We start from the raw sequence: 19368 nt of genomic DNA on the forward strand, positions 1-19368 counted from the left end.
CTAGCCCCGCTCCGGCCAGAGTTCGTATTCGAGTTCCATCGGCACGCCGACGCGCTCGCGGGCGAGGTCGAGCAGGGCGTGCACGTCGGCCGCCGACGCGCCGCCCAGGTTCACGATGAAGTTGGCGTGTTCGGGCGCGATCATGGCTGCGCCGACTCGTGTGCTTTTGAGTCCGGCCTCGTCCATCAGCTTGCCGGCACTCACGCCGCCGGGGTTCTTGAAGGCGCAGCCGGGGGTCTTCATCTTGGGCTGGCCCTTGCGGGCCTCGTCGGCGTGGGTCATCTTCTCCAGCACGGCCTCTGGGGTGCTGCGGGTCAGGCGCAATCTCACCCGCGACACCACCTCGCCGCGCGCGATGCCGCTCTGGCGGTAACCCCACTCCAGATCGTCGGGCGTGACCTGGCGCGTGCCCTGCGGCGTCACGATCTCGACCGTGTGCAGGCCGTCGAACATCTCGCCGTAACGGGTGCCCGCGTTCATCCACACTGCGCCGCCGACCTGCGCCGGAATGCCGACCGTGCCTTCGAGGCCCGAGAGCCCGAGTTTCTGGAGCGTGCGGATCAGGCCAGGCAGGGGCACGCCGCCGCCCACCCAGCCGGTCACGATCTCGGTGTCGGTGCTTAGGGCCGGGTCGGGCTCCAGGTCGCGCCCGGCCAGCTCGCCGGTCAGGCGCACCACCCGCTCGGGCACGCCCGCGTCGGCGATGACGAGGTTGCTGCCGCCCCCCAGCACGCGGTAGGGGGCCTCGATGGCCTCGGCCAGTTGCGCGTGGTTGGCGGCGAACCAGACCTCGGCCTCGCCGCCCACACCCAGGGTCGTGAAGCGGGCCAGCGGCAACCTCTCGACGCGGACGCCGGTGCGGCTCGGGGTCGTCGCCGTCATCCGGCCTCCCCGGCCAGTTCGCGCGAGAGCTTCCAGACGTCGCCCGCGCCCATCGTCACGATGATGTCGCTGTCCTGCGCCGTCTCGCGTAGCCGCCGCACGACCTCGGCGCGGTCGGGCAGGTAATGCACGCCCGCGTGTCCCTGCGCCGACATGCGCTCCGAGATGAGGGTGGCGTGGATGCCCTCGATGGGCGGCTCGGACGCGGCGGCGATGTCCAGCAGCAGCACCTCGTCGGCGGCCATCAGGGCGTCGGCCAGCCGGGGCCAGCTCTGCTGGGTGCGCAGGTAGCGGTGCGGCTGGAACACCACGCGCACGCGGCGGCCGGTCTGGTGCGCGGCCTGCACGGCGGCGGCGACTTTGGTGGCGTTGTGGGCGTAGTCGTCCACGATCAGCGCGCCGTTCAGCTCGCCCACGCGCTGCCAGCGCCGGCCCGGTCCCCGGAAGGCGGCCAGGGCGGCGGCGGCCCGCGCGAACTCGCCGCCGTACAGGTGCGTGACGGCCAGCGCGGCCAGCGCGTTCAGGACGTTGTGGATGCCGGGCAGCGACACGCGCGCCTCGCCCAGGACCTCGCCCCGGAAGGCCACGGTGAAGGCCGTGCCCTCGGCGTCGGGGCGCAGGTCGTGGGCGCGGTAGTCGGCGTCCTGCGCCTGCCCGTAGCTCAGGCGTTCGCGGGCGCCCACGCACAGGTCTTCCAGCCCCGGCCAGTCGGCGCACAGCAGCACGCGGTCCGACCCCGCGACGAAACGCGCGAAGCCCGCATGCTGCTCCTCGACGGTGTTCCAGTAGGTCGCCTGGTCGCCGCCCACATGGTCGTCCTCGGCGTTGGTGAACACGGCCGTCTCGCAGCCCAGCTCGGCGAAGGCCCGGTCGGACTCGTCCACCTCGGCCACGAAAGGCCCCTCACCCACGCGCGCGTTGCTGCCGAATTCGGGGACCAGCCCGCCCACGAAGGCCGAGGGGTCCAGGCCCGCGCCCTGCATGGCGACCGCGATCATGCTCGTGGTGGTCGTCTTGCCGTGCGTGCCGATCACGCCGACGCTGGGGCCGGCGCGCAGCAGTTCGCCCAGCAGGGCCATGCGGGGCCGCACCTCGATGCCTGCCGAGCGCGCCGCTGCGAGTTCGGGGTGCGTCTTGGGCACCGCTTCGGAGGCCACGAGCACGTCCACCGGCCCGAACTGCGGCCCGAAGGCCCCCAGCGTGACGTGCTCGGCGCTGTGGCCGCTCGCCACCGCGACGCCTTCTTGCTGAAGCTGCGCGGTGAGTTCGGTTTCGGCCTCGTCGCAGCCGCTGACAAAGTGGCCGCGCGCCCGCAGCAGCCGCGCGAAGGCACTCATGCCGATGCCGCCCACGCCCATGAGGTGATAGTGCAGGGCAGGCTGTCCCTCAGGCTGGGTGCGGGGGATGGAGGCGTCTGGGCCGGGGGCGGTCGGGGGGGTCGCTGGGGGTTGGGTCATGGGGGCAGCTCGCTAACGCAGGCGCGTCTCGATCAGGTCGGCGAAGCGGGCCGCCGCGCCCGGCTGGGCACGTGCGAGGGCCGCCGACCTCATGGAGGCGCGGGTCTCCGGCTGGGCACACTCTAACACCGCCTGCGCCAGCCCTCCGGCCCCAGGCTGCGCGCCGGTGTCCAGTACCCGGCGCTGCTCGACCAGTCGTCCGGCCCCGGCCAGCTGCACCGCCTGGGCATTGTGGAGCTGGTGGTTCTCGGCCGATTCGGGCAGCGGCACCATGACCAGCGGCACGCCGTGGAAGGCGGCCTCGGCCAGCGTGCTCGTGCCGGCGCGGGTGATCGCCAGGTCGGCCGCCGACCACGCCGCGACCGCGTCCACGTAGTCGGTCGCGCGGTACCAGGGCCAGTCCTGCACGGCCGGGCCCACCCTCTCCAGCCAGCGGCGCCCGGTGGCGTGCAGCACCTGCACGGCCTGGGCCGGGCCGCCCGCCGGGGTCAGGCTGAGGTCGCCGCTGCGGAAGTCGAAGTCGATCTGGGGCAGTTCGCCGCCCAGCACGCCTGCCTCGCCGAACAGGCCGCGCAGCACGCCGGGCACGTTGTCGTTGAGGAACAGCGACCCCTGCGACCCGCCCATGACCAGCAGGGTCAGGCGGCCCGGCTGGAGGCCCAGGCGCTCCAGGGCCTCGGCGCGGTCCATGCGTTCCTCGCGCACCGGCATGCCGACCAGGGTGGCCTTGTCGGGCGAGAGGCCGCGCACCGTGTCGTAGACCGTGCCGACCGCCTGCGCGCGCCCCACCGCGAGGCGCTGCGTGAGCCCCAGCAGGGCGTTCTGCTCGTGCAGGACGGTCGGCAGGCGCAGGCTCTGGGCGGCGAGGACGCCCGGCAGGCTGGCGAAGCCGCCGTAGCCCACCACGGCGGCGGGCCGGAGCTTTTGCAGGAGGGCGCGGGCCTGGGTCACGCCCTGCCCGGCGCGCAGCAGCTCGCGCGGGTCGGCCATCCCCTGCCCGCTGCGCGCCAGTTTGCCGGCATCCACGCCGTGGAACAGCAGGCCCTGTTCGGCGGCCACCCGTTCCTCCATGCCCCCGCGCTGGCCCAGCAGCATCGCCGAGTGCCCGCGCCGGATCAGTTCGCGCGCGGTCGCCACCGCCGGGTAGATGTGGCCCCCGGTGCCGCCTGTTGCCATCACGACCAAGCTCATCGGGGCCGAGTGTAGAGGAATGGGGGGATGGGAAGTGAGGTCTGGTCAGTCGGGAGGGTAGGGGCGGGGCGGCGGGGCCATGGCGAGTGCCCCGACTCTGGGGCTGTTGCCTGCTCCACACGCCCCCGCGCGCCGCGCCGTTCCCCCCTACGGCCTGTCCTCAATCGAACAGGTCGCCCAGGCCGCCGCCGCTGCTGTGCGAGCTGCCGCCGCCGACCATGCCGGCCTCGAACTCCTCGTAGGGCTGCACGACCACGAAGCCGTCGCCCTGAAAGACCATCTGGTAGGTCTCGCCGCCGCCGCGCCCGATCATGGAGCGCAGCGAGGAGTCCATGCGCAGCTGCGGCTGCAGGTTGCCGCTCCAGGCGATGGTGGCGTTGGGATCGGTGAACAGCGGCTCGTGGGGGCTCACGCGCAGGGTCAGCGGCTTGCCGTGCGAGAGGATCGCCACCATGCCGTGCCCCTGCACGCGCACGCTGAACAGGCCGCCCGCCGCCATCCCCGCGATGCGCCGCTGCATGGTGATGTCGTACTGCACGCTGTCCTCGAAAGCCAGCAGGTCGTTGCCGTTCACGTTCAGGCTCTCGCCCGCCAGCCGCAGGATCTGGATTTCCTTGCCCTGGTCGGCGAGGTAGGCCACGCCCCGGCCCTCGATCTTGGCGAGCGGACTCATCTCCTGGCTCACGGCGCGCTTGAGGGCCTTCATCAGGCCGCCTTCCAGGGTGCCCTCGCGCTTGAAGCTGAGGTTGCCCTTGTAGGCGACCATCGCGCCGAGTTTGCTCCAGACGCGGCCGTTCACCTTGACCTCCAGCATCTTGCTGGACTCCAGCTCGAACACGTCGCCGGGATTGTCGCGCTCGGCCGTCTTGCTCAGGAAGTCGCGCAGGCTGTAGGTGCCGTCGGGGTTGGTCATGCCCTGCGTTACGCGCCTGCCCCGCGCCGGGTTCCCGTCCCCGGAGCGGCGCTACCCTGGGGCGATGACCCCCCCGACCCCCCTGGAGACCCTCCCCCTGGACACGTTGAGCGCCATCCGCGAGCGCCGCACGGTGGACCTGCCGCTGCTGAGTCCCGATCCCATCGACGACCAGACCCTCGGTACCCTGCTGGAGGCCGCCAACTGGGCGCCCAACCACGGCCGCACCGAGCCGTGGCGCTTCGCGGTCTTTACCGGCGAGGGCCGCACGAAACTGGCCGACGCCCTGGCCAAGTCGCTGGCCCTGAGCCAGGGCAAGGAGGAACCCGCCCCCGAAGCCCGCGAGACCCAGCGCGAACGCCAGCGCATGGCCCCGGTATGGATCGTGGTGGCGGCCCAGCCTGCCGAGAAGCCCAGGATGCCGCTGTACGAGGAGCAGTGGGCCGCCGCCTGCGCGGTGCAGAACCTGCTGCTCGCCGCGCGCGCCCTGGGCCTGGGCAGCAAGTGGATCAGCAACGTGCCCAGCATGCACCCGCACACCGCCCGCGCCCTGGGCTTTCCCGAAGACAGCACGCCGCTGGGGATGCTGTACCTCGGCCACGTCGCGGGCGAGTGGCCGGCGGGCAAGCGCGGGCCGGCACAGGACAAGGTGCGCTGGTTCAGGGACTGAGCGGGGAGGGCAGGCCCCGCCCCTGGCGGCTCACCTGCCCACCACTTCCCCGATGCGCCGCAGCACCTCCTCGATGGTGTCCATGCCCGTCGCGTAGCTCAGGCGCACCTGCCCCGGCGCGGCGAAATCGGTGCCGGGCACGACGGCCACGCGCGCCTCGTCCAGAAGGATGCGGGCGGCTTCCAGCTCGTTCTCGTGGACGGCGCGCGTGTCGGCCATCACGTAGAAGGCCCCCTGCGGCGTGGGCGTGGGCAGCCCCAGGGCGTTCAGGCCCGCGACGATGCGGTCGCGGCGCGCGTGGTAGGCCGTGCGGGCCATCTCGATGAAGCGCGCCGTCTCCTCGTGCTGCTCCAGCGCGGCCAGGGCGGCGTGCTGCCCGATGCTGCTCGCGTTGCTGGTGCTCTGGGACTGCAACGCGTTCATGGCCGTGATGACGCCCTGCGGCCCACCCGCGTAGCCGATGCGCCAGCCGGTCATGGCGTAGGCCTTGCTCGCCCCGTTGATGGTCAGGGTGTGCTCGGGGGCGAAGGTGCCGATGCTGACCTGCTCGGCGCCGTACACCAGATGCTCGTACATCTCGTCGGTGACGATCAGGAGGTTGTACTTCTGGGCGATGCGCGCGACCTCGGCCAGCACCTCGGGCGGGAACACGGCGCCGGTCGGGTTGCCGGGGCTGTTCAGCACGATCAGGCGGGTGCGCGAGGTGACGCGCGCTTCCAGTTCGGCAGGGTCGAGCGCGAAACCGCTTTCGGGGGTGGTCGGCACCGCCACCGGCACCGCGCCGGTCAGGGCGACCATCTCGGGGTAGCTGACCCAGTAGGGCGCGGGAATGAGGACCTCGTCGCCGGGGTCGAGCAGCGCGAAAAAGGCGTTGAAGAGGGCCTGCTTGCCCCCGCTGGTCACCGTGACGGCCGAGGGGGCGTATTCCAGCCCGTTCTCGCGCCGGAACTTGGCGCTGATGGCCTCGCGCAGCTCCGGAATGCCGCTGACCGCCGTGTACTTGGTCTTGCCGCCCTCGATGGCCCGGATAGCGGCGGCCTTGACGTGCGGCGGCGTGTCGAAATCCGGCTCGCCCACGCTCATCGAGATCACGTCCACGCCCTGGCGCTGCAATTCCAGCGCGCGCGACGTGACCGCCACCGTCGAGGAGGGCTTGAGGCTCAGGGCCCGCTGGGAAAGCCGGGGCGCCGCTTCGGACTGGGGACTCATGGCGCGTAGGGTAGCGCCGGGGCGGCCCGGACGGGGGCGGAGGTGTAGAGGGGGCGGGGCAGGGTGGCCGCCCCCCGCGCGCCTCAGAAGCGGTAGGTCAGGCCGAAGCGCAGGCCGGGCGAGACGAGCCAGAAGTTGTCGTTGCACGGCTCGCCGTTGCCGTAGGGCGAGGTGAGCTCCGCGCAGCCCCCACCCCTCCAGGCGAGGTAGTTCAGTTTCGCCTCGGCGTAGTAGCCCAGGCGGCCCTGGCCGAAGGTGTCGCGGTAGCCGGTGCTCACGCCCGCGCGCCAGCCGCGCAGGTTCTCTCCGAACACCAGGGCGGCCCCCGGGCCTCCGTAGACGCCGCGTCCGTCAGGGCGGCCCAGCAGCACGTCGGCCCCCAGGGCGTTGGCGGCCGTGGACAGGGTCTCGCCGGTCAGCCGGGCCGCCACCCCGTAGCCCGGCCCCCGCACGACCGGCACGCTGACATTGAGGTTCAGCAGCGGAATGATGAGCACTTCGGAGGCGAAGCCGCCCCACAGCGTCACGCCGTCGGTCGCTGGAAGTACGGCGGTGGCCGAGGTCAGGACCGGAGCAGGCGTCTGCGCGGGGGCGGTCTGGGTCTGGGGCGGCTGTACGAAGACCGGCGTGCCCTCCTGCGCGGCGGCAGCCCCGGCGAGCGAGAGGGCGAGCAGGACCGGAAGCGACTTCACGAAGTTCATCTGACCCTCACTCTAGCGGGCGGGGCGACCCGGCGGGGCGCAGATCTACGGCTCCAGGGGGATGAGGTGCAGGGTGCCGGTGTCGGCCGGGCCATCGATGGTCAGGACTTCCAGGCGGCAGGGCAGGTCGTCGCGTCCGCACTCGCGGGTCAGGTAGGCCAGCGCCGCGCGGTGCATGAGCGCGAGCTTGCGCGGGGTCACGCTCTGGGCCGCGCTGCCGTAATGGGCCGTACGCCGCTGCCGGACCTCGGTGAAGACCAGCGTGCCGCCCGGTTCGCGGGTGATCAGGTCGATCTCTCCGCCCGGAATGCGGTAGTTGCGTGCCACGATCTCACGGCCCAAAGCGGTCAGGTGCGCCGCCGCGCGGGCCTCGGCGTCGGCGCCCTTCACCGGCCTACGCCAGCCACCCGGCCCAGGCGGTGAAGTCGGGGGCGGTCAGGGTGGCCCCGGCGGCCAGCAGCGCCGCCTCGGGCGCCGTGGTGCGCAGGGCGACGACGGTGCAGCCCGCCCCCGCCGCACTTTTCACGCCGTTGACCGCGTCCTCGTGGGCGAGGCACTGCGCGGGGTCCAGGCCCAGGCGCGCGGCGCCCAGCAGGAACGGCTCGGGATGCGGCTTGCCGCGCGACACGTCCTCGCCCAGCACGCGGGTCCGGAACCGGTGGCCGAAGCCCAGCGCCTCCATCCCGAACTCGACGTTGATGCGGTCGGCGCTCGTGACCAGGGCGTAGGGAATGCCGCGCGCTTCTAGAGCGTCGAGGTAGCCGCTCAGGCCCTGCACCTCCCGCAGCGCGCCGCGTGCGAGGTCGCGGTAGCGGCCCTCCTTGGCGTCGTGGAAACGCTGCGCCAGTTCGGCGTCCGGCACGCGGCCGGTCAGGCGCTCGATGATCTCGGGATTGCGCCCGCCGTCCACTTTGGTGTCGAGATCGTGCTCGCTCAGGCGCAGGTCCAGGATTTCGGCCGCGACCTCCACCCAGGCCTGACGGTGAAAGACGTTGTTGTCGGTCAGCACGCCGTCCATGTCGAACAGCACGCCGGCCGGGCGCGCGGGCAGCCTCACTGCGCATCCCCTTCCGGGCCGTGGCCCAGGTCGGCCAGCAGGTCGCGGTAGAGGCGGGCAGCCTCGCGGCGTACATCGTCCAAGCCCGCGTCCTCGTCCGCCACTTCCAGGGCCACTTCCAGCGCCTCGGCCAGCACGGCGGCATAGATGGGCCAGCGGCCCTCCGGAGCGGGGTCGGCCGCTTCTGCGCCCTCCTCGGCCACCTGCGGGTCCTCGCTGTCGTCCGTATCGCCCCGTCCGTTCAGGACCCGCAGGGCGACCTCGGCGGCGGCGCGCTCGGCGTCCTTCTTGCTGCGGCCCTCGCCCTGGCCCAGAACCTCGCCGCCCACCGACACCTGTGCGCGGAAGGTGCGGTCGTGCGGCGGTCCCTCGGCCTCGGCCTCGAAGACCGGGGTGCCCAGGCCCAGCGTCTGCGTACGCGCGATCAGGTCGCCCTTTGGATTCATGCCGTTCAGGGTAGCGCGGCCCGGCTGGCCGGAAGCGCGCACCCCCGCACGGGCTCTAGCCGGCCTGCGGCTCGAGTTCCACCTTGATCCAGCCGGGCTGGCGCTTGTCGAAGGCCTTGAAGGCCTCGATGGCGTCGCCCAGGTGCTCGTGCTCGGTCAGGACCTGGGTCGGGTCCACGGCGCCCGCCGCCACGAGGTCCACCAGCCGGGGAATGTAGACACGGTGGTCGCAGTTGCCCATGCGCAGGGTCAGGTTCTTGTTCATGGCCTTGCCGATGGGATAGGTGGTCATCTCGGGCGAATACACGCCGATGATCCCGATCTGGCCCGCCTTCTTGACCATCTCGATGGACCATTCCAGCGCCTGCGAGGGCGCGTCGCCGGGCACCCACTGGCCGTCCTTGGTGGGCTCGGCGTCGGGGGCGACCTCCTGCACCTGCTCCTCGAAGGCTTTCGCTTCCTTCGCGCTGGGCTTGGCCGGGCCGTGGTCGGCGTGCTGGGCGTCGATGCCCACGGCGTCGATCACGTTGTCGGCCCCCACGCCGCCCGTCAGGCGCAGCACGGCCTCCACCGGGTCCTCCTCGTCGAAGTTGATCACCTCGGCGCCGTTCTTGCGGGCCATCTCCAGGCGGTCGGGCAGGCGGTCCACCGCGATCACGCGGGTCGCGCCCAGCAGCCGCGCGCTGATGATGGCGAACTGCCCCACCGGCCCGCAGCCCAGCACCACGGCCACGCTGCCCTCACGGACACCCGCGATGTCGGCCCCGAAGTAGGCGGTCGGGAAGATGTCCGAGAGCATGATCGCCTGGTCGTCGCTGACGTTGTCGGGCAGCTTCACGAGGCTGGAGTTGGCGTAGGGCGTTCGCACCTTCTCGGCCTGCATGCCGTTGATGGCCCCCGAGGCCTTGGGGCCGCCGTAGAAGGCCGTGCCCGCCGAGGGACCGTTGGGGTTGGCGGTGTCGCACTGGGCCGTGTGGCCCGCGCGGCAGGGCGGGCAGTACCCGCAGGAGATGGTCGAGGGAATGACCACGCGGTCGCCGGGCGCGAAGTTGCGCACGTCCTTGCCCACCTTCTCGACGATGCCCACGCCTTCGTGTCCCAGCACGGTGCCGGGGACCATGCCGCTCATCGTGCCCCGGATGAAGTGCAGGTCGGTGCCGCAGATGGCGCTGGCGGTCAGGCGCACGACGGCGTCGGTCGGGTCCTCGATGCGGGGTTCGGGAATGTCGTCCAGGCGGATGTCGCCGGTGCCGTGCCATACGACTGCTTTCATGCCTTCAGGTGTACCGCCCCTGGGGGCACCGGGCGTGAGCCTGCGGCCAAGGCCGCTTTGTCTGAACAGAGGTTCAGCCTTGAGGATGACGGCAGATGGGGCGGGACACAGGCCCCCAATGACGTAGGGTGCCTCTATGAAGTTCTGGATCAGAGGTCTGCTCGGGGCCGCGCTGCTTGCCGCTCCGCTCGCCCAGGCCACGGCCGTTCCTGCGCCTGCCGTCCCGCCCGTGACCGGAACGGCCGCTGCCGACCTGCCCCGACTCGGGGAAACCTGGGTGCTGCGCGGCAGGTCCGACCGGGGCGCCGCGCTGGAAAAACGCCTGACCCTGCGCCCCCTGAGCGAAGAGACGCGGCGCAATTTCGAGGAGAGTGCGGGCAGGACCGGCACGACCCTGACGGCCATCCAGGCCGCCTTCGGCCTCGGGGAGGGGCCGCAGGGTGAGGAGACCGGCATCCTGGCCGTGTTGAAGGTGGGCGAGGGTGTGCAGGTCTTGCAGGTGGCGCCGGGCATAGGCGATCTCGATGCCCCCTTCTTCATGTGTTTCCTGGCCCGGCAGGGTGAGGCGTTCTCGGGCATCAGCCTGCGCCTGCGTGAGGCGGGCGAGAGCTACGCCGTGTCGGGCGTCACGCCGCTGACGGGAGACGGTCCGGTGACCGATCTGGACGTGGTCCGCGTCGTCGGCCAGAGCCTGGCCCCCCTGTTCGGGACCGGGGATTGCCGCCTGAGCCGGAACTGAGCGGCGAACGCCCCACCCGGCGGCGAACCTGGGCAGGGCTTTTCGCGGCTGCTCAGCGCCGGCCGCGCTTCCTGGCCTTCTGGCCCGGCACGGTGGCCTGCTTGAACTCCTTGCCCTGAAGCTTGGCCTCGATGGCGCGGATCTGGTCGCGCAGCGAGGCGGCCTTCTCGAAGTCGAGGTCCTCGGAGGCCTGCCACATGTCGAGTTCGAGGTCCGTGAGCTGGCGCGTCAGGGCGTCTCGGTCGTCGCCCACGTTCTCGCTGCTGATCTCGGCGGCCACCTCCTCGCCCCGGATCACGTCGCGCACGCCCTTGCGCACGCTCTGGGGCGTGATGCCGTGTTCCTCGTTGTAGCTCTGCTGTTTTTCGCGGCGGCGGGCGGTTTCCTCCATCGCGTACTGCATGGCCGGAGTCACCGTGTCGCCGTACAGGATGACCTCGCCGTTGATGTTGCGCGCCGCGCGCCCGATGGTCTGGATGAGGGCCCGCTCGGAACGCAGGAAGCCCGGCTTGTCGGCGTCCAGGATGGCGACGAGCGACACCTCGGGCAGGTCGAGCCCCTCGCGCAGCAGGTTGATGCCCACGAGCACGTCGTAGTGCCCCAGCCGCAGGTCGCGGATGATGACCTGCCGCTCCACACTGTCGATGTCGGAGTGCATGTAACGCGCCTTGACGCCCTTTTCGAGCAGGTATTCGGTGAGGTCTTCCGACATCCGTTTGGTGAGCGTCGTGACCAGGGTGCGCTCGCCCGCCGCCGCCTTCACGCGGACGCGCCCCAGCAGGTCCTCGATCTGGCCCTGGATGGGCCGCACCGTCACGGGCGGGTCGATGAGGCCGGTCGGGCGGATGATCTGGTCGGCCACCGAGTCGCTCACCTCGCGCTCGAAGGGTCCGGGCGTGGCCGAGACGAACACGGTCTGACCCGTCTTGTCCATGAACTCCTGGAAGTTCAGGGGGCGGTTGTCCATCGCGCTCGGCAGCCGGAACCCGAAGTCCACGAGCGTCTGCTTGCGGGCGCGGTCGCCGTTCGCCATCCCGCCGATCTGCGGCACCGTCACGTGCGACTCGTCGATGAAGGTCACGAAGTCGTCGGGAAAGTAGTCGAGCATGGTGTACGGGGTGGCCCCGGCCACGCGGCCGTCGATGTGGCGCGAGTAGTTCTCGATGCCCGAGCAGTAGCCCAGCACCTTGAGCATCTCCAGGTCGTACAGCGTGCGTTCCTTGAGGCGCTGCGCCTCGACGAGCTTGCCCACCGACCGGAAGTATTCGAGCCGCCCGTCGAGTTCCTCCTGGATGGTCACGATGGCCCGCTCGATGTTGCCCGCGCTGCTCACGTAGTGCTTGGCGGGGTAGACCACCGTCGCGTCGAGGTCGGCCAGGCGGTCGCCCGTCAGCGGGTGTACCACGCTGATGCGCTCGACGTCGTCGCCCCACAACTCGATACGCAGGGGTTGTTCGTCGTACGCGGGCCAGACTTCCACCATCTCGCCCTTGGCCCGGAAGCGCCCCGGCATCAGCTCGATATCGTTGCGCTCGTACTGCATGTTCACCAGCCGGCCCAGCAGTTCGTCGCGGGGCATCACGCCGCCCTTTTTCAGCACGGCGTTCAGGGCGGTGTATTCCTTGGGGTCGCCCAGGCCATAGATGCAGCTCACCGACGCCACCACGATGGTGTCGCGGCGCGTGAGCAGGCTGCGGGTCGTCGAGTGCCGCAGCCGCTCGATCTCCTGGTTCACCGAGGCGTCCTTCTCGATGAACAGGTCCTTGCCCGGCACGTAGGCCTCGGGCTGGTAGTAGTCGTAGTAGCTGATGAAGAACTCGACGGCCGCGTCGGGGAAGAACTCGCGGAACTCGGAGGCGAGCTGCGCCGTGAGGATCTTGTTCGGGGCCATGATCAGCGCCGGGCGGCCGGTCTCCTCGATGACCTTCGCCACCGAGTAGGTCTTGCCGGTGCCGGTCGCGCCCAGCAGCGTCTGGAAGCGCAGGCCCGAGTCCAGGCCGTCCACGAGCGATCGGATGGCGGTCGGCTGGTCTCCCGACGGCGTGAATTCGGACTTGACGCTTAACATTGCGTTAGTTTACGCCCCGGACGTAAGCGGGAAGGTAAGCGAAATGGCGGGGGAGGGGATCGGAAGTCTTAACCCGTGGCGGGCTTCCTTCGCTCAGCGGGCGCGCGCCACCACGACCAGTTCGCCGCTGCCCTGGCCGACGGCCTCGTGCTGCCAGCCCCCGAAGACATGTTCGGTCCCGAACCCGGCCGCCTCCAGCGTCTCCCGCAGCTGCGCCCCGCTCCGGAAGCGCAGGGAGGAGGTGTCGGCCACCGTTTCGCCCGTCGCCGGGAAGAAGAACTGGCCGCCGAACGTCACCAGGGCCCCCTCGTCCATCTCCCCGGCCTCCACGCCGTGCAGGGTCGTCCAGACCTCGACCTCCTCCCCGCCGGGCAGCGTGAAGCGCTCCCGCTCGCCCGCCGAGTCCCAGACCTCCCAGGCGCGCGCCGCCGGATCGCGCGAGTCGAAGGCCAGCCGCCCGCCCGGCCGCAGGGCGCGGTGAATCTGGCGCAGCACGTCCCGCCAGGCCTGCGCCGACGTGAACACCTGGGCGACGTGGCCGGTCATCAGGACGAGGTCGAAGGCCCCTGCCGGCGCGTCGGCGGCCGTGCCGATCCGCCAGCGTACCCGCTGCGCGCCGGGTTTGCTCCGCGCCCAGTCCAGCGAGGCCTGCGCGGGGTCCAGCCCCGTCACCTCGTGGCCGGCTCCGGCCAGTGCCAGGGTCAGGCGGCCCGTTCCGCAGCCCAGGTCGAGAATCCGGGCCTGCGGGGTTTCGTTCGCCAGCGCCAGGAAAAAGTCGTCGTCGCGGCCCCAGCGGTTCATCCGGTCGTACAGGGGAACCAGGCGGGGATCGTCGTATTCGGGGTGCGGGGCCACGGGGCCAGCGTGCCGCACGCCCTGACAGGGCCGCATCCGCACCCTTGCCTATACGCGGCGGCGCTATGCTCGGGGGCGTGAATGTCGTGGTGTTCGACCTGGAAACGACCGGCCTCTCGCCCGAGCGCGACGCGGTGGTCGAGATCGGTGCGGTGCGGGTCGTGGACGGCCGGGTCGAGGAGACCCAGAAATACGAGACGCTCGTGCGCCCGACCGGCGCGGGGGGCGAGCGGATGCTCATTCCCTGGCGGGCCGAGCGGGTCCACGGCATCAGCAACGAGATGGTCGAGGACGCCCCCACCCTGGCCGAGGTGCTGCCCGAATTTCTGGAGTTCGTGGGCGACTCGGCGGTGGTCGCGCACAACATTGGTTTCGACGCGGGCTTCATGCGCGTGGGCGCCGCCCGGCACGGCCTGCTGTGGAAACCGGCCGCCGAGCTGTGCACCGTGCAGCTCTCGCGCCGCGCCTTCCCCCGCGAGCGCGCCCACAACCTGACCGTGCTGGCCGAGCGCCTGGGCCTGAATTTCGCGCCGGGGGGCCGCCACCGCAGCTTCGGTGACGTACAGGTCACGGCGCAGGCCTACGTGCGCCTCACCGAGATGCTGGCCGCGAAATAGCGGGCGGACATCATCCCGATGCCCGCCCTTCTCCCCGCTACGCGCTCTTTTTCCAGCGGCCCTTGCTGCGGTAGCCGGGCCGGTTGCCGGGGGTCGCCGTGCGGGCGCGGACCTGCTCGTCGTCGTAGCGCAGCATCACGGCCAGGCGGGCGCGGCTGATGATGTGGTGCGGGTGCTTGGGCACGAAGGCCGTCACGATGTCCACGTGCCCGTCGCGGTCGTGCTGCGCGACCACGTGCAGCGGCAGCCGCACCCCGCAGGCCTCGAAATAGCCGCACACGAGCCAGCGCCGGTCCTCGGGGTACACGGCGCGCACCCGCCCCGAGAGCAGCACGTTCATGATGTCGTGCTCCAGAAATCCCTCGGCGCGCGCGTGTTGCGTGGCGTGGTCGCAGATGTGGTAACGGGCGTCATACACGGCATCGCGCAGCCGGGCATGCGCCCGCGACAGGCTGAAGTCGTCGGTGGCGACGCCGTCGAGCTCGATCTCGCGCTGCGGCTTGAGGGGCGTGGGGCGCGCCGCGCTGGGCGTGGGCGGCGGCGTGGGGGCGCGCCGGGCAGCCTTTTCGGCCCTGGAGAGCTGGGCGCGCAGGGCCAGCAGGTCCTGGCCGGTCTGCACGGCGGCACTCAGCGCAGAGGGCGCGGCCTTCTGGGTCTGCGCCGGCTGGGGCGCAGCGGGGTTGCCTGGCTTGCTGGACGATCTGGTCACGGCGACACCTCCCGGAGAAGTTCCTGCCCCCATGCCCCCGGTCCGGGTGTGGCGTTCCGTGTCGCCTCCCCAAAACAAAAAGGCCCCTCTAACACGCGGTTCGTGTTGGCGGGGAGGCAGGCGACGTACCCTGTTCAGGGCATGCCCTGAGCATAGCACACCGCCCCGCAGCGGCGCGGTGACGCTGCGGGCAGACAGCCGCTCGGGCCAGCTTCTAGGCTGGGCACACCACTTTCATCGTTCCGTAGGTCGCCCCCCGACTTCTCCCGCTCTGACAGGAGGTCCAGGATGATTCGCCCGATGCAGGCCCACGATGCCCCCGACGTGCTGGCGCTCCTGAACTGGATGGACGACGCCCCCGAACGTGAGGTGTTCGCGCCCGAAGCCCGCGCGCTGGGCGAATTCCAGCTCGAATGCGAGGACAGCCAGTGCTTCGTGCAGGAGGGCGAAGACGGCGTGCGGGCCTACTGCGCGCTCTCGCCCTTCCGGGGCGGGCTGGTGCTCGAAGGCCCGCTGGCCGACCCTGGCGGCGCGCTGGCCCTGGGGGCACTGGCGGCCCGCGCGGTGCAGAACGCCGAGGGGCTGCCGGTCTACGCGTTCTGTGCCCGCGACAACGTGCCGGTGCGCGCCGCGCTGGAGGCCGCCGGCCTGACCCCCATGCACACCACCGATTTCTACGGCGCGCCGGTCGCGTCGCTGGCCCGCGCCGCCCGGACCCCGCCCGAGTACCTGCTGGGCACCGAGTTGCCCTTCGAGCTGTACCGCTGGCTGTACCGCGCCGCCGAGGACACCTGGGCCGGTCGCCTCGACTGGACTGCCGCGCAGTACGAAGCCCACTGCGCGCGCCCCGACGTGCGGCTGCTCACGCTGTGGCGCGGCGAGCGGGCGGTGGCCTTCGCCGAGATGGAGCTGTGCCCCGAGGAGGGCCGCGCGGACCTGACCCATATCGCCGTGCATCCGGCCGAGCGGGGGCAGGGGCTGGGGCGCGCCCTGCTGGGCCTCAGCGCGGCCGAGCTGAGCCTGTTTCCCGAGGTGCGGACCCTGCGTGCCCGCGCCCACGACCACATGCACGCCGCCCGCGCCCTGTACACCCGTGCGGGCATGACCCACTGCCGCAGCATCGTGACCTATCTGCTGGAGGGCGAGGAAGAGGCCTGAGCTGAGGCGCGGTGCAGGACAGGGCGCGGTGCGTCCCCGCGTCCGGCCAGCGCGCCGCTGGAACATGTTCTCCACGGCGCTGCCCCCATGGCGCTGCTCCGGCCCAGGGGACCGGGGCGCACGGGCGGGTGCGGGATGACACGGTCGCCATCCACGCACCGGCTTGATTTCTTTGCCGGTCTGGGAGGCGGCTCGTCCCAGGGCTGGGGTGCGCAGTTCATGGGTTCGGGCACGACCGGAAAGTCCTCATGCCCGAACACGCAGTCGTAGAAGCGCAGCGCGGCGCTAGGGGGCCATCCGCGCGGGCAGGGGCGGTGCAGGGTCAGGGCGAGCAGTCCGGTCGGAACGGGCAGCGTGCATCTGGAGACCTTCCGGGCGAAGAACCTGGAGGTCGGCCGGGAGAGGTCACGCCCGGCTGCATGTCAGGGGAAGAGGGAATCTCCACAACGCTGCCGGACAGAACCCGGCAGACGTAGTGGCCGCAGCGGCGGCGCAGGGTTTTATTCGTAGCCCAGTTCGCGCAGGGCTTCTTCGTCCTCGCGCCAGCCGGGAATCACGATGACTTCCAGACCCAGGTAGACCTTGCGGTTCAGGAAGACTTCGAGCTGCTTGCGCGCCGCCTGTCCGATCTCGCGCAGCTGCTTGCCGCCCGCGCCGATGACCATGCCCTTGTGGGCGTTCTTCTCGACGACGATCTCGCCCTCGATGCGCTGGAGGCCGTCCTGGCGCTCGGTCCAGGTGTTCACGCGGGTGGCGACGGCATAGGGCAGCTCGTCGCGCAGCTTCTTCATGGCCTCCTCGCGGATGATTTCGGCGGCCCACATCTCGCGCGACTGGTCCGACGCGCCGCCCTGCGGGTAGAAGAAGGGATTCTCGGGCAGCAGGTCCAGGATCTGCTCGCGCAGTGCCATGACGCCGCCCGTGTTGTTCTGCGCCGAGAGGGTCGTCTCGCTCAGGTCGGCCGTGCGGCCCTCGAGCAGCGCGGCATACAGCTTCATGGCCTCGTCGGGGTACTTGGCGGCGTCGGTCTTGTTGCCCACCAGGAACAGCGGCTTGGGCAGGTCGCGCACCTGGTTGGCGACCAGGCGGTCTTCGTCGGTAGGCGGGTGGCGCAGGTCCACGACCCACACGACCGCGTCCACGTCGGCCAGGGCGCTGTGCACCTCGCTGTTCATGTACTTGCCCAGGGCGTCCTTGGGCTTGTGCACGCCCGGCGTGTCCACGAACACGAGCTGGCGGTCGGCGGTCGTGTAGATGCCGCGCACGCCCCGGCGGGTGGTCTGTGGGCGCGGGCTGGTCGGGGCGACCTTGGTGCCCAGAAAGGCGTTCAGGAGGGTGGATTTGCCGACGTTCGGCTTGCCGACGATCGCCACGAACCCCGAGTGGGTCTGCGGCTCGCCGGGCGTGGGGGAGAGGTCCGTCATCCCCGCATTGTTTCATAAGGACCCTGGTGAAATGGAATGGGCCAGGGGAGGCCGCGCGCCCGCCGCATGAAGGGAATGGACCGCGCGGCCGGGGGGTGGCCCGCGTTACAACAGGGCATGACCGACCCCGCTTCCGGCCCCTCTGCCTCCGGCCTCTCGTGGCGCGACCTGGAAACGCGCGTGGGGCTGGACGCCCTGCCCGAATTCCACCGTGCCTTCCTGGAATGGTCGGGTGCCGAAGGCGTGGCCGAGATGCCGCTGCGCCGTGTGGGCCAGCGCGTCGAGGCCGAACTCAACCGTATGGTCAAGGACGGCCGCGCGGTCCGGGAAGGGGAGGACTGGCGGCTGATCCCCGGCGCCCTGGAGGGTTTCGAGGCCGCCGCGCCCTACCTGCCGCAGGAGCCGAGCAGCCTGCCGGTGTGAAGCCCCGATGACGGAGCAGGCAAATCTTCTCACGCCCGCTTCATGTCTGGGATACGGTGGTCGGGTGAAAGTTGCCGTTTCCCTGCTGACCGTCCTGACCCTCACCCTCAGTGCCTGCGCCCCCACCGTGATGGGTACCCAGAGCTACAACCCGGTCGTGCAGACCACCGCGACGGCCCCGACCATCGTCGCGCCCGGACAGACCGTCTATGTCCAGTACACTTACCCGGGCGACGCTCTCGGCGTCCCGGACTCACGTTTCGACGCCCTGGACATCAATTTCAGCTCGGCCAGCACGAGTGACAAGGTCATCGGGCCCGAGGCCGAGGCGGCGTGGCTGCGCATGAGCGCCAGCGACCTGCCTGCGGGCGTGCAGGTGTCGCTGGTACGCGCCACCATCGCCAAGCCGGTGAGCACCACCACCACCTCGGGCGGTTCCGTGCGCGTGACGTACAGAGAGGTGATCCGCGTCCTGCTCAAGGTCACTGCGAGTGAGCAGGCGACCAAGGGCCTGGAAATCGCCGACCTGACCTTCGCCGACGGCGCGGCGACGGGCACCGTGCCCTTCACCGTCATCGTCCGCTGACCCCTCAGAGAATCCGCTGGCCCAGCAGGCTGGCGGCCATGCCCACCATGATCTCGGCGGTCTGGTTGCGCGTGTCGAGAACCGGGTTGACCTCCACGATGTCCATGCCGGTCACGCGCCCCGACTCCGAGAGCAGTTCCATGAGCAGGTGGCCCTCGCGGTAGGTCAGGCCCCCGGGGACGGGGGTGCCCACGCCGGGGCATACGGCCGGGTCCAGGGCGTCGGCATCGAAGGAGACATGCAGGCGCTCGGTGTGGGCCAGGCGCTCCAGCGCCTCTTCATGGATGCGGGTGATGCCGAGCTGGTCCACGTCCTTCATGGTGTAGGCCTTGATGCCCGCCCCCCGCAGCAGTTCGCGCTCGCGGGCGTCCACGCTGCGGATACCGATCATGACCACGTCCTCGGGGCGCACGTGCCAGTCTCCGCCCAGTGCGGCCAGGCGCTCGTCGCCCAGCCCGGTGAGGTGCGCGACCGGCATGCCGTGGATATTGCCGCTCGGACTGCTGCCCGGCGTGTTGTAGTCGGTGTGGGCGTCTACCCAGATCAGCCCGGTGCGCGCGCCCTGACCGCCCACTCCACCGCCGCCGCGCAGGGCCCCGCCCGCCACGGTGCCCATGCTGACGCTGTGGTCACCCCCCAGCGTCAGGGGAAAGGTGTCGGCCGGCAGCGTGGCGAGACGCTGCGTGGTCGTCCGGCAGGCGTCCAGGATCGGGTCCAGGAAGGCCAGCCCGCTGTGGGCGTGCTTGTCCAGCGTTTCGGGCAGGGCCACGTCCACGTCGCCCAGGTCGCTGACCGCGTGCCCGAGCTCCCGCAGCCGCGCGGCGAGGTGGGCGTTTCTCAGGGCCGACGGGCCCATGTCCACGCCGCGCCGCCCGGCCCCGAGGTCCATCGGAATGCCCAGAATAGAGATGTCCATGCAGACGAGCTTAGGGCCTCCAGCGGGCTATGCCTCAGCCCTGCAACATTATTTCGCCCGCCTGCGCGCCTGAC

At 71.1% G+C, this 19368-nt stretch carries 21 protein-coding genes; 6 read left to right on the forward strand and 15 right to left on the reverse strand.

Translation table 11 applies throughout. The annotated features are described in order from the left end of the window. The 4 genes from DGO_RS04235 to DGO_RS04250 form a co-directional block, all read right to left on the reverse strand. On the reverse strand, positions 1-882 hold the full coding sequence (locus DGO_RS04235) for a UDP-N-acetylmuramate dehydrogenase (RefSeq protein WP_014684245.1): 882 nt from the start codon (positions 880-882) through the stop codon (positions 1-3). Then, complete coding sequence (gene murC / locus DGO_RS04240; protein WP_014684246.1) at positions 879-2240, reverse strand: UDP-N-acetylmuramate--L-alanine ligase; 1362 nt, start codon at positions 2238-2240, stop codon at positions 879-881. The genes DGO_RS04235 and murC overlap by 4 nt, the downstream gene beginning before the upstream one ends. Positions 2241-2351: 111 nt before the next feature. Further along, positions 2352-3530 carry an undecaprenyldiphospho-muramoylpentapeptide beta-N-acetylglucosaminyltransferase gene (gene murG / locus DGO_RS04245; RefSeq protein WP_014684247.1) on the reverse strand — a complete coding sequence of 393 codons (1179 nt, stop codon included), beginning with the start codon at positions 3528-3530 and terminating at the stop codon, positions 2352-2354. A gap of 160 nt (positions 3531-3690) precedes the next feature. Further along, positions 3691-4443, reverse strand: coding sequence for an AIM24 family protein (locus tag DGO_RS04250; RefSeq protein ID WP_043801029.1), 753 nt, complete (start codon positions 4441-4443; stop codon positions 3691-3693). 64 nt (positions 4444-4507) lie between these two features. On the opposite strand from DGO_RS04250, the gene DGO_RS04255 reads away from it, so the two are divergent. Continuing rightward, the gene (locus DGO_RS04255) at positions 4508-5113 is read left to right on the forward strand and encodes a nitroreductase family protein (RefSeq protein ID WP_083847210.1); all 606 of its coding nucleotides are present in this window, start codon (positions 4508-4510) and stop codon (positions 5111-5113) included. A gap of 30 nt (positions 5114-5143) precedes the next feature. Here DGO_RS04255 and DGO_RS04260 read toward each other — a convergent pair whose 3' ends face one another. The 6 genes from DGO_RS04260 to DGO_RS04285 form a co-directional block, all read right to left on the reverse strand. Beyond that, entirely contained in the window at positions 5144-6322 is a 1179-nt protein-coding gene (locus DGO_RS04260) for a pyridoxal phosphate-dependent aminotransferase (RefSeq protein WP_043801032.1), read from the reverse strand. A gap of 83 nt (positions 6323-6405) precedes the next feature. Continuing rightward, positions 6406-7023: a hypothetical protein gene (locus DGO_RS23015; RefSeq protein WP_014684251.1), complete on the reverse strand. Its 618-nt coding sequence runs from the start codon at positions 7021-7023 to the stop codon at positions 6406-6408. A gap of 45 nt (positions 7024-7068) precedes the next feature. Further along, entirely contained in the window at positions 7069-7413 is a 345-nt protein-coding gene (locus DGO_RS04270; RefSeq protein WP_014684252.1) for a YraN family protein, read from the reverse strand. A 4-nt stretch (positions 7414-7417) separates the two neighbouring features. Next, positions 7418-8041 carry an HAD family hydrolase gene (locus tag DGO_RS04275; protein WP_050920877.1) on the reverse strand — a complete coding sequence of 208 codons (624 nt, stop codon included), beginning with the start codon at positions 8039-8041 and terminating at the stop codon, positions 7418-7420. Between the two features lie 35 nt (positions 8042-8076). Next, entirely contained in the window at positions 8077-8526 is a 450-nt protein-coding gene (locus DGO_RS24740) for a putative dsRNA-binding protein (RefSeq protein WP_014684254.1), read from the reverse strand. 55 nt (positions 8527-8581) lie between these two features. Beyond that, positions 8582-9799 carry a zinc-dependent alcohol dehydrogenase gene (locus DGO_RS04285; protein WP_014684255.1) on the reverse strand — a complete coding sequence of 406 codons (1218 nt, stop codon included), beginning with the start codon at positions 9797-9799 and terminating at the stop codon, positions 8582-8584. Between the two features lie 136 nt (positions 9800-9935). On the opposite strand from DGO_RS04285, the gene DGO_RS04290 reads away from it, so the two are divergent. Next, positions 9936-10538: a hypothetical protein gene (locus DGO_RS04290; protein WP_014684256.1), complete on the forward strand. Its 603-nt coding sequence runs from the start codon at positions 9936-9938 to the stop codon at positions 10536-10538. A 52-nt stretch (positions 10539-10590) separates the two neighbouring features. On the opposite strand, the gene uvrB is transcribed toward DGO_RS04290, so the two are convergent. Next, positions 10591-12606: an excinuclease ABC subunit UvrB gene (gene uvrB / locus DGO_RS04295; protein ID WP_014684257.1), complete on the reverse strand. Its 2016-nt coding sequence runs from the start codon at positions 12604-12606 to the stop codon at positions 10591-10593. A 93-nt stretch (positions 12607-12699) separates the two neighbouring features. Next, a complete protein-coding gene (locus DGO_RS04300) occupies positions 12700-13461 on the reverse strand; it encodes a class I SAM-dependent methyltransferase (protein ID WP_226991447.1) in 762 nt (253 codons plus the stop codon). A 77-nt stretch (positions 13462-13538) separates the two neighbouring features. Between DGO_RS04300 and DGO_RS04305 the strand changes: the two genes are divergently transcribed. Next, a complete protein-coding gene (locus DGO_RS04305) occupies positions 13539-14078 on the forward strand; it encodes a 3'-5' exonuclease (RefSeq protein ID WP_014684259.1) in 540 nt (179 codons plus the stop codon). A gap of 37 nt (positions 14079-14115) precedes the next feature. Here DGO_RS04305 and DGO_RS04310 read toward each other — a convergent pair whose 3' ends face one another. After that, positions 14116-14697, reverse strand: coding sequence for a DUF4258 domain-containing protein (locus DGO_RS04310; protein WP_014684260.1), 582 nt, complete (start codon positions 14695-14697; stop codon positions 14116-14118). A 378-nt stretch (positions 14698-15075) separates the two neighbouring features. Here DGO_RS04310 and DGO_RS04315 point away from each other — a divergent pair, with 378 nt between their 5' ends. Further along, on the forward strand, positions 15076-15945 hold the full coding sequence (locus DGO_RS04315; RefSeq protein WP_014684261.1) for a GNAT family N-acetyltransferase: 870 nt from the start codon (positions 15076-15078) through the stop codon (positions 15943-15945). 500 nt (positions 15946-16445) lie between these two features. Here DGO_RS04315 and era read toward each other — a convergent pair whose 3' ends face one another. Continuing rightward, positions 16446-17369 carry a GTPase Era gene (gene era, locus DGO_RS04320; RefSeq protein ID WP_014684262.1) on the reverse strand — a complete coding sequence of 308 codons (924 nt, stop codon included), beginning with the start codon at positions 17367-17369 and terminating at the stop codon, positions 16446-16448. Between the two features lie 117 nt (positions 17370-17486). Here era and DGO_RS04325 point away from each other — a divergent pair, with 117 nt between their 5' ends. After that, complete coding sequence (locus tag DGO_RS04325) at positions 17487-17792, forward strand: hypothetical protein (protein WP_043803169.1); 306 nt, start codon at positions 17487-17489, stop codon at positions 17790-17792. A gap of 64 nt (positions 17793-17856) precedes the next feature. Then, positions 17857-18378 carry a hypothetical protein gene (locus DGO_RS04330; protein ID WP_014684264.1) on the forward strand — a complete coding sequence of 174 codons (522 nt, stop codon included), beginning with the start codon at positions 17857-17859 and terminating at the stop codon, positions 18376-18378. A 4-nt stretch (positions 18379-18382) separates the two neighbouring features. On the opposite strand, the gene rocF is transcribed toward DGO_RS04330, so the two are convergent. After that, positions 18383-19294, reverse strand: coding sequence for an arginase (gene rocF / locus DGO_RS04335; protein ID WP_043801039.1), 912 nt, complete (start codon positions 19292-19294; stop codon positions 18383-18385). Positions 19295-19368 lie beyond the last annotated feature (74 nt).

The sequence above is a fragment of the Deinococcus gobiensis I-0 genome, from assembly GCF_000252445.1.
Lineage (GTDB): Bacteria > Deinococcota > Deinococci > Deinococcales > Deinococcaceae > Deinococcus > Deinococcus gobiensis.

What these genes read in the sequence shown, in the direction of transcription:
- DGO_RS04275 (WP_050920877.1), bottom strand. Translation starts at nt 8,041, where the DNA reads ATGGACGGCGTGCTGACCGACAACAACGTCTTTCACCGTCAGGCCTGG.
- DGO_RS04290 (WP_014684256.1), top strand. Translation starts at nt 9,936, where the DNA reads ATGAAGTTCTGGATCAGAGGTCTGCTCGGGGCCGCGCTGCTTGCCGCT.
- DGO_RS04235 (WP_014684245.1), bottom strand. Translation starts at nt 882, where the DNA reads ATGACGGCGACGACCCCGAGCCGCACCGGCGTCCGCGTCGAGAGGTTG.
- DGO_RS04285 (WP_014684255.1), bottom strand. Translation starts at nt 9,799, where the DNA reads ATGAAAGCAGTCGTATGGCACGGCACCGGCGACATCCGCCTGGACGAC.
- murG (WP_014684247.1), bottom strand. Translation starts at nt 3,530, where the DNA reads ATGAGCTTGGTCGTGATGGCAACAGGCGGCACCGGGGGCCACATCTAC.
- DGO_RS24740 (WP_014684254.1), bottom strand. Translation starts at nt 8,526, where the DNA reads ATGAATCCAAAGGGCGACCTGATCGCGCGTACGCAGACGCTGGGCCTG.
- uvrB (WP_014684257.1), bottom strand. Translation starts at nt 12,606, where the DNA reads ATGTTAAGCGTCAAGTCCGAATTCACGCCGTCGGGAGACCAGCCGACC.
- DGO_RS04315 (WP_014684261.1), top strand. Translation starts at nt 15,076, where the DNA reads ATGATTCGCCCGATGCAGGCCCACGATGCCCCCGACGTGCTGGCGCTC.
- DGO_RS23015 (WP_014684251.1), bottom strand. Translation starts at nt 7,023, where the DNA reads ATGAACTTCGTGAAGTCGCTTCCGGTCCTGCTCGCCCTCTCGCTCGCC.
- era (WP_014684262.1), bottom strand. Translation starts at nt 17,369, where the DNA reads ATGACGGACCTCTCCCCCACGCCCGGCGAGCCGCAGACCCACTCGGGG.
- DGO_RS04260 (WP_043801032.1), bottom strand. Translation starts at nt 6,322, where the DNA reads ATGAGTCCCCAGTCCGAAGCGGCGCCCCGGCTTTCCCAGCGGGCCCTG.
- rocF (WP_043801039.1), bottom strand. Translation starts at nt 19,294, where the DNA reads ATGGACATCTCTATTCTGGGCATTCCGATGGACCTCGGGGCCGGGCGG.
- DGO_RS04255 (WP_083847210.1), top strand. Translation starts at nt 4,508, where the DNA reads ATGACCCCCCCGACCCCCCTGGAGACCCTCCCCCTGGACACGTTGAGC.
- DGO_RS04250 (WP_043801029.1), bottom strand. Translation starts at nt 4,443, where the DNA reads ATGACCAACCCCGACGGCACCTACAGCCTGCGCGACTTCCTGAGCAAG.
- DGO_RS04325 (WP_043803169.1), top strand. Translation starts at nt 17,487, where the DNA reads ATGACCGACCCCGCTTCCGGCCCCTCTGCCTCCGGCCTCTCGTGGCGC.
- murC (WP_014684246.1), bottom strand. Translation starts at nt 2,240, where the DNA reads ATGGGCGTGGGCGGCATCGGCATGAGTGCCTTCGCGCGGCTGCTGCGG.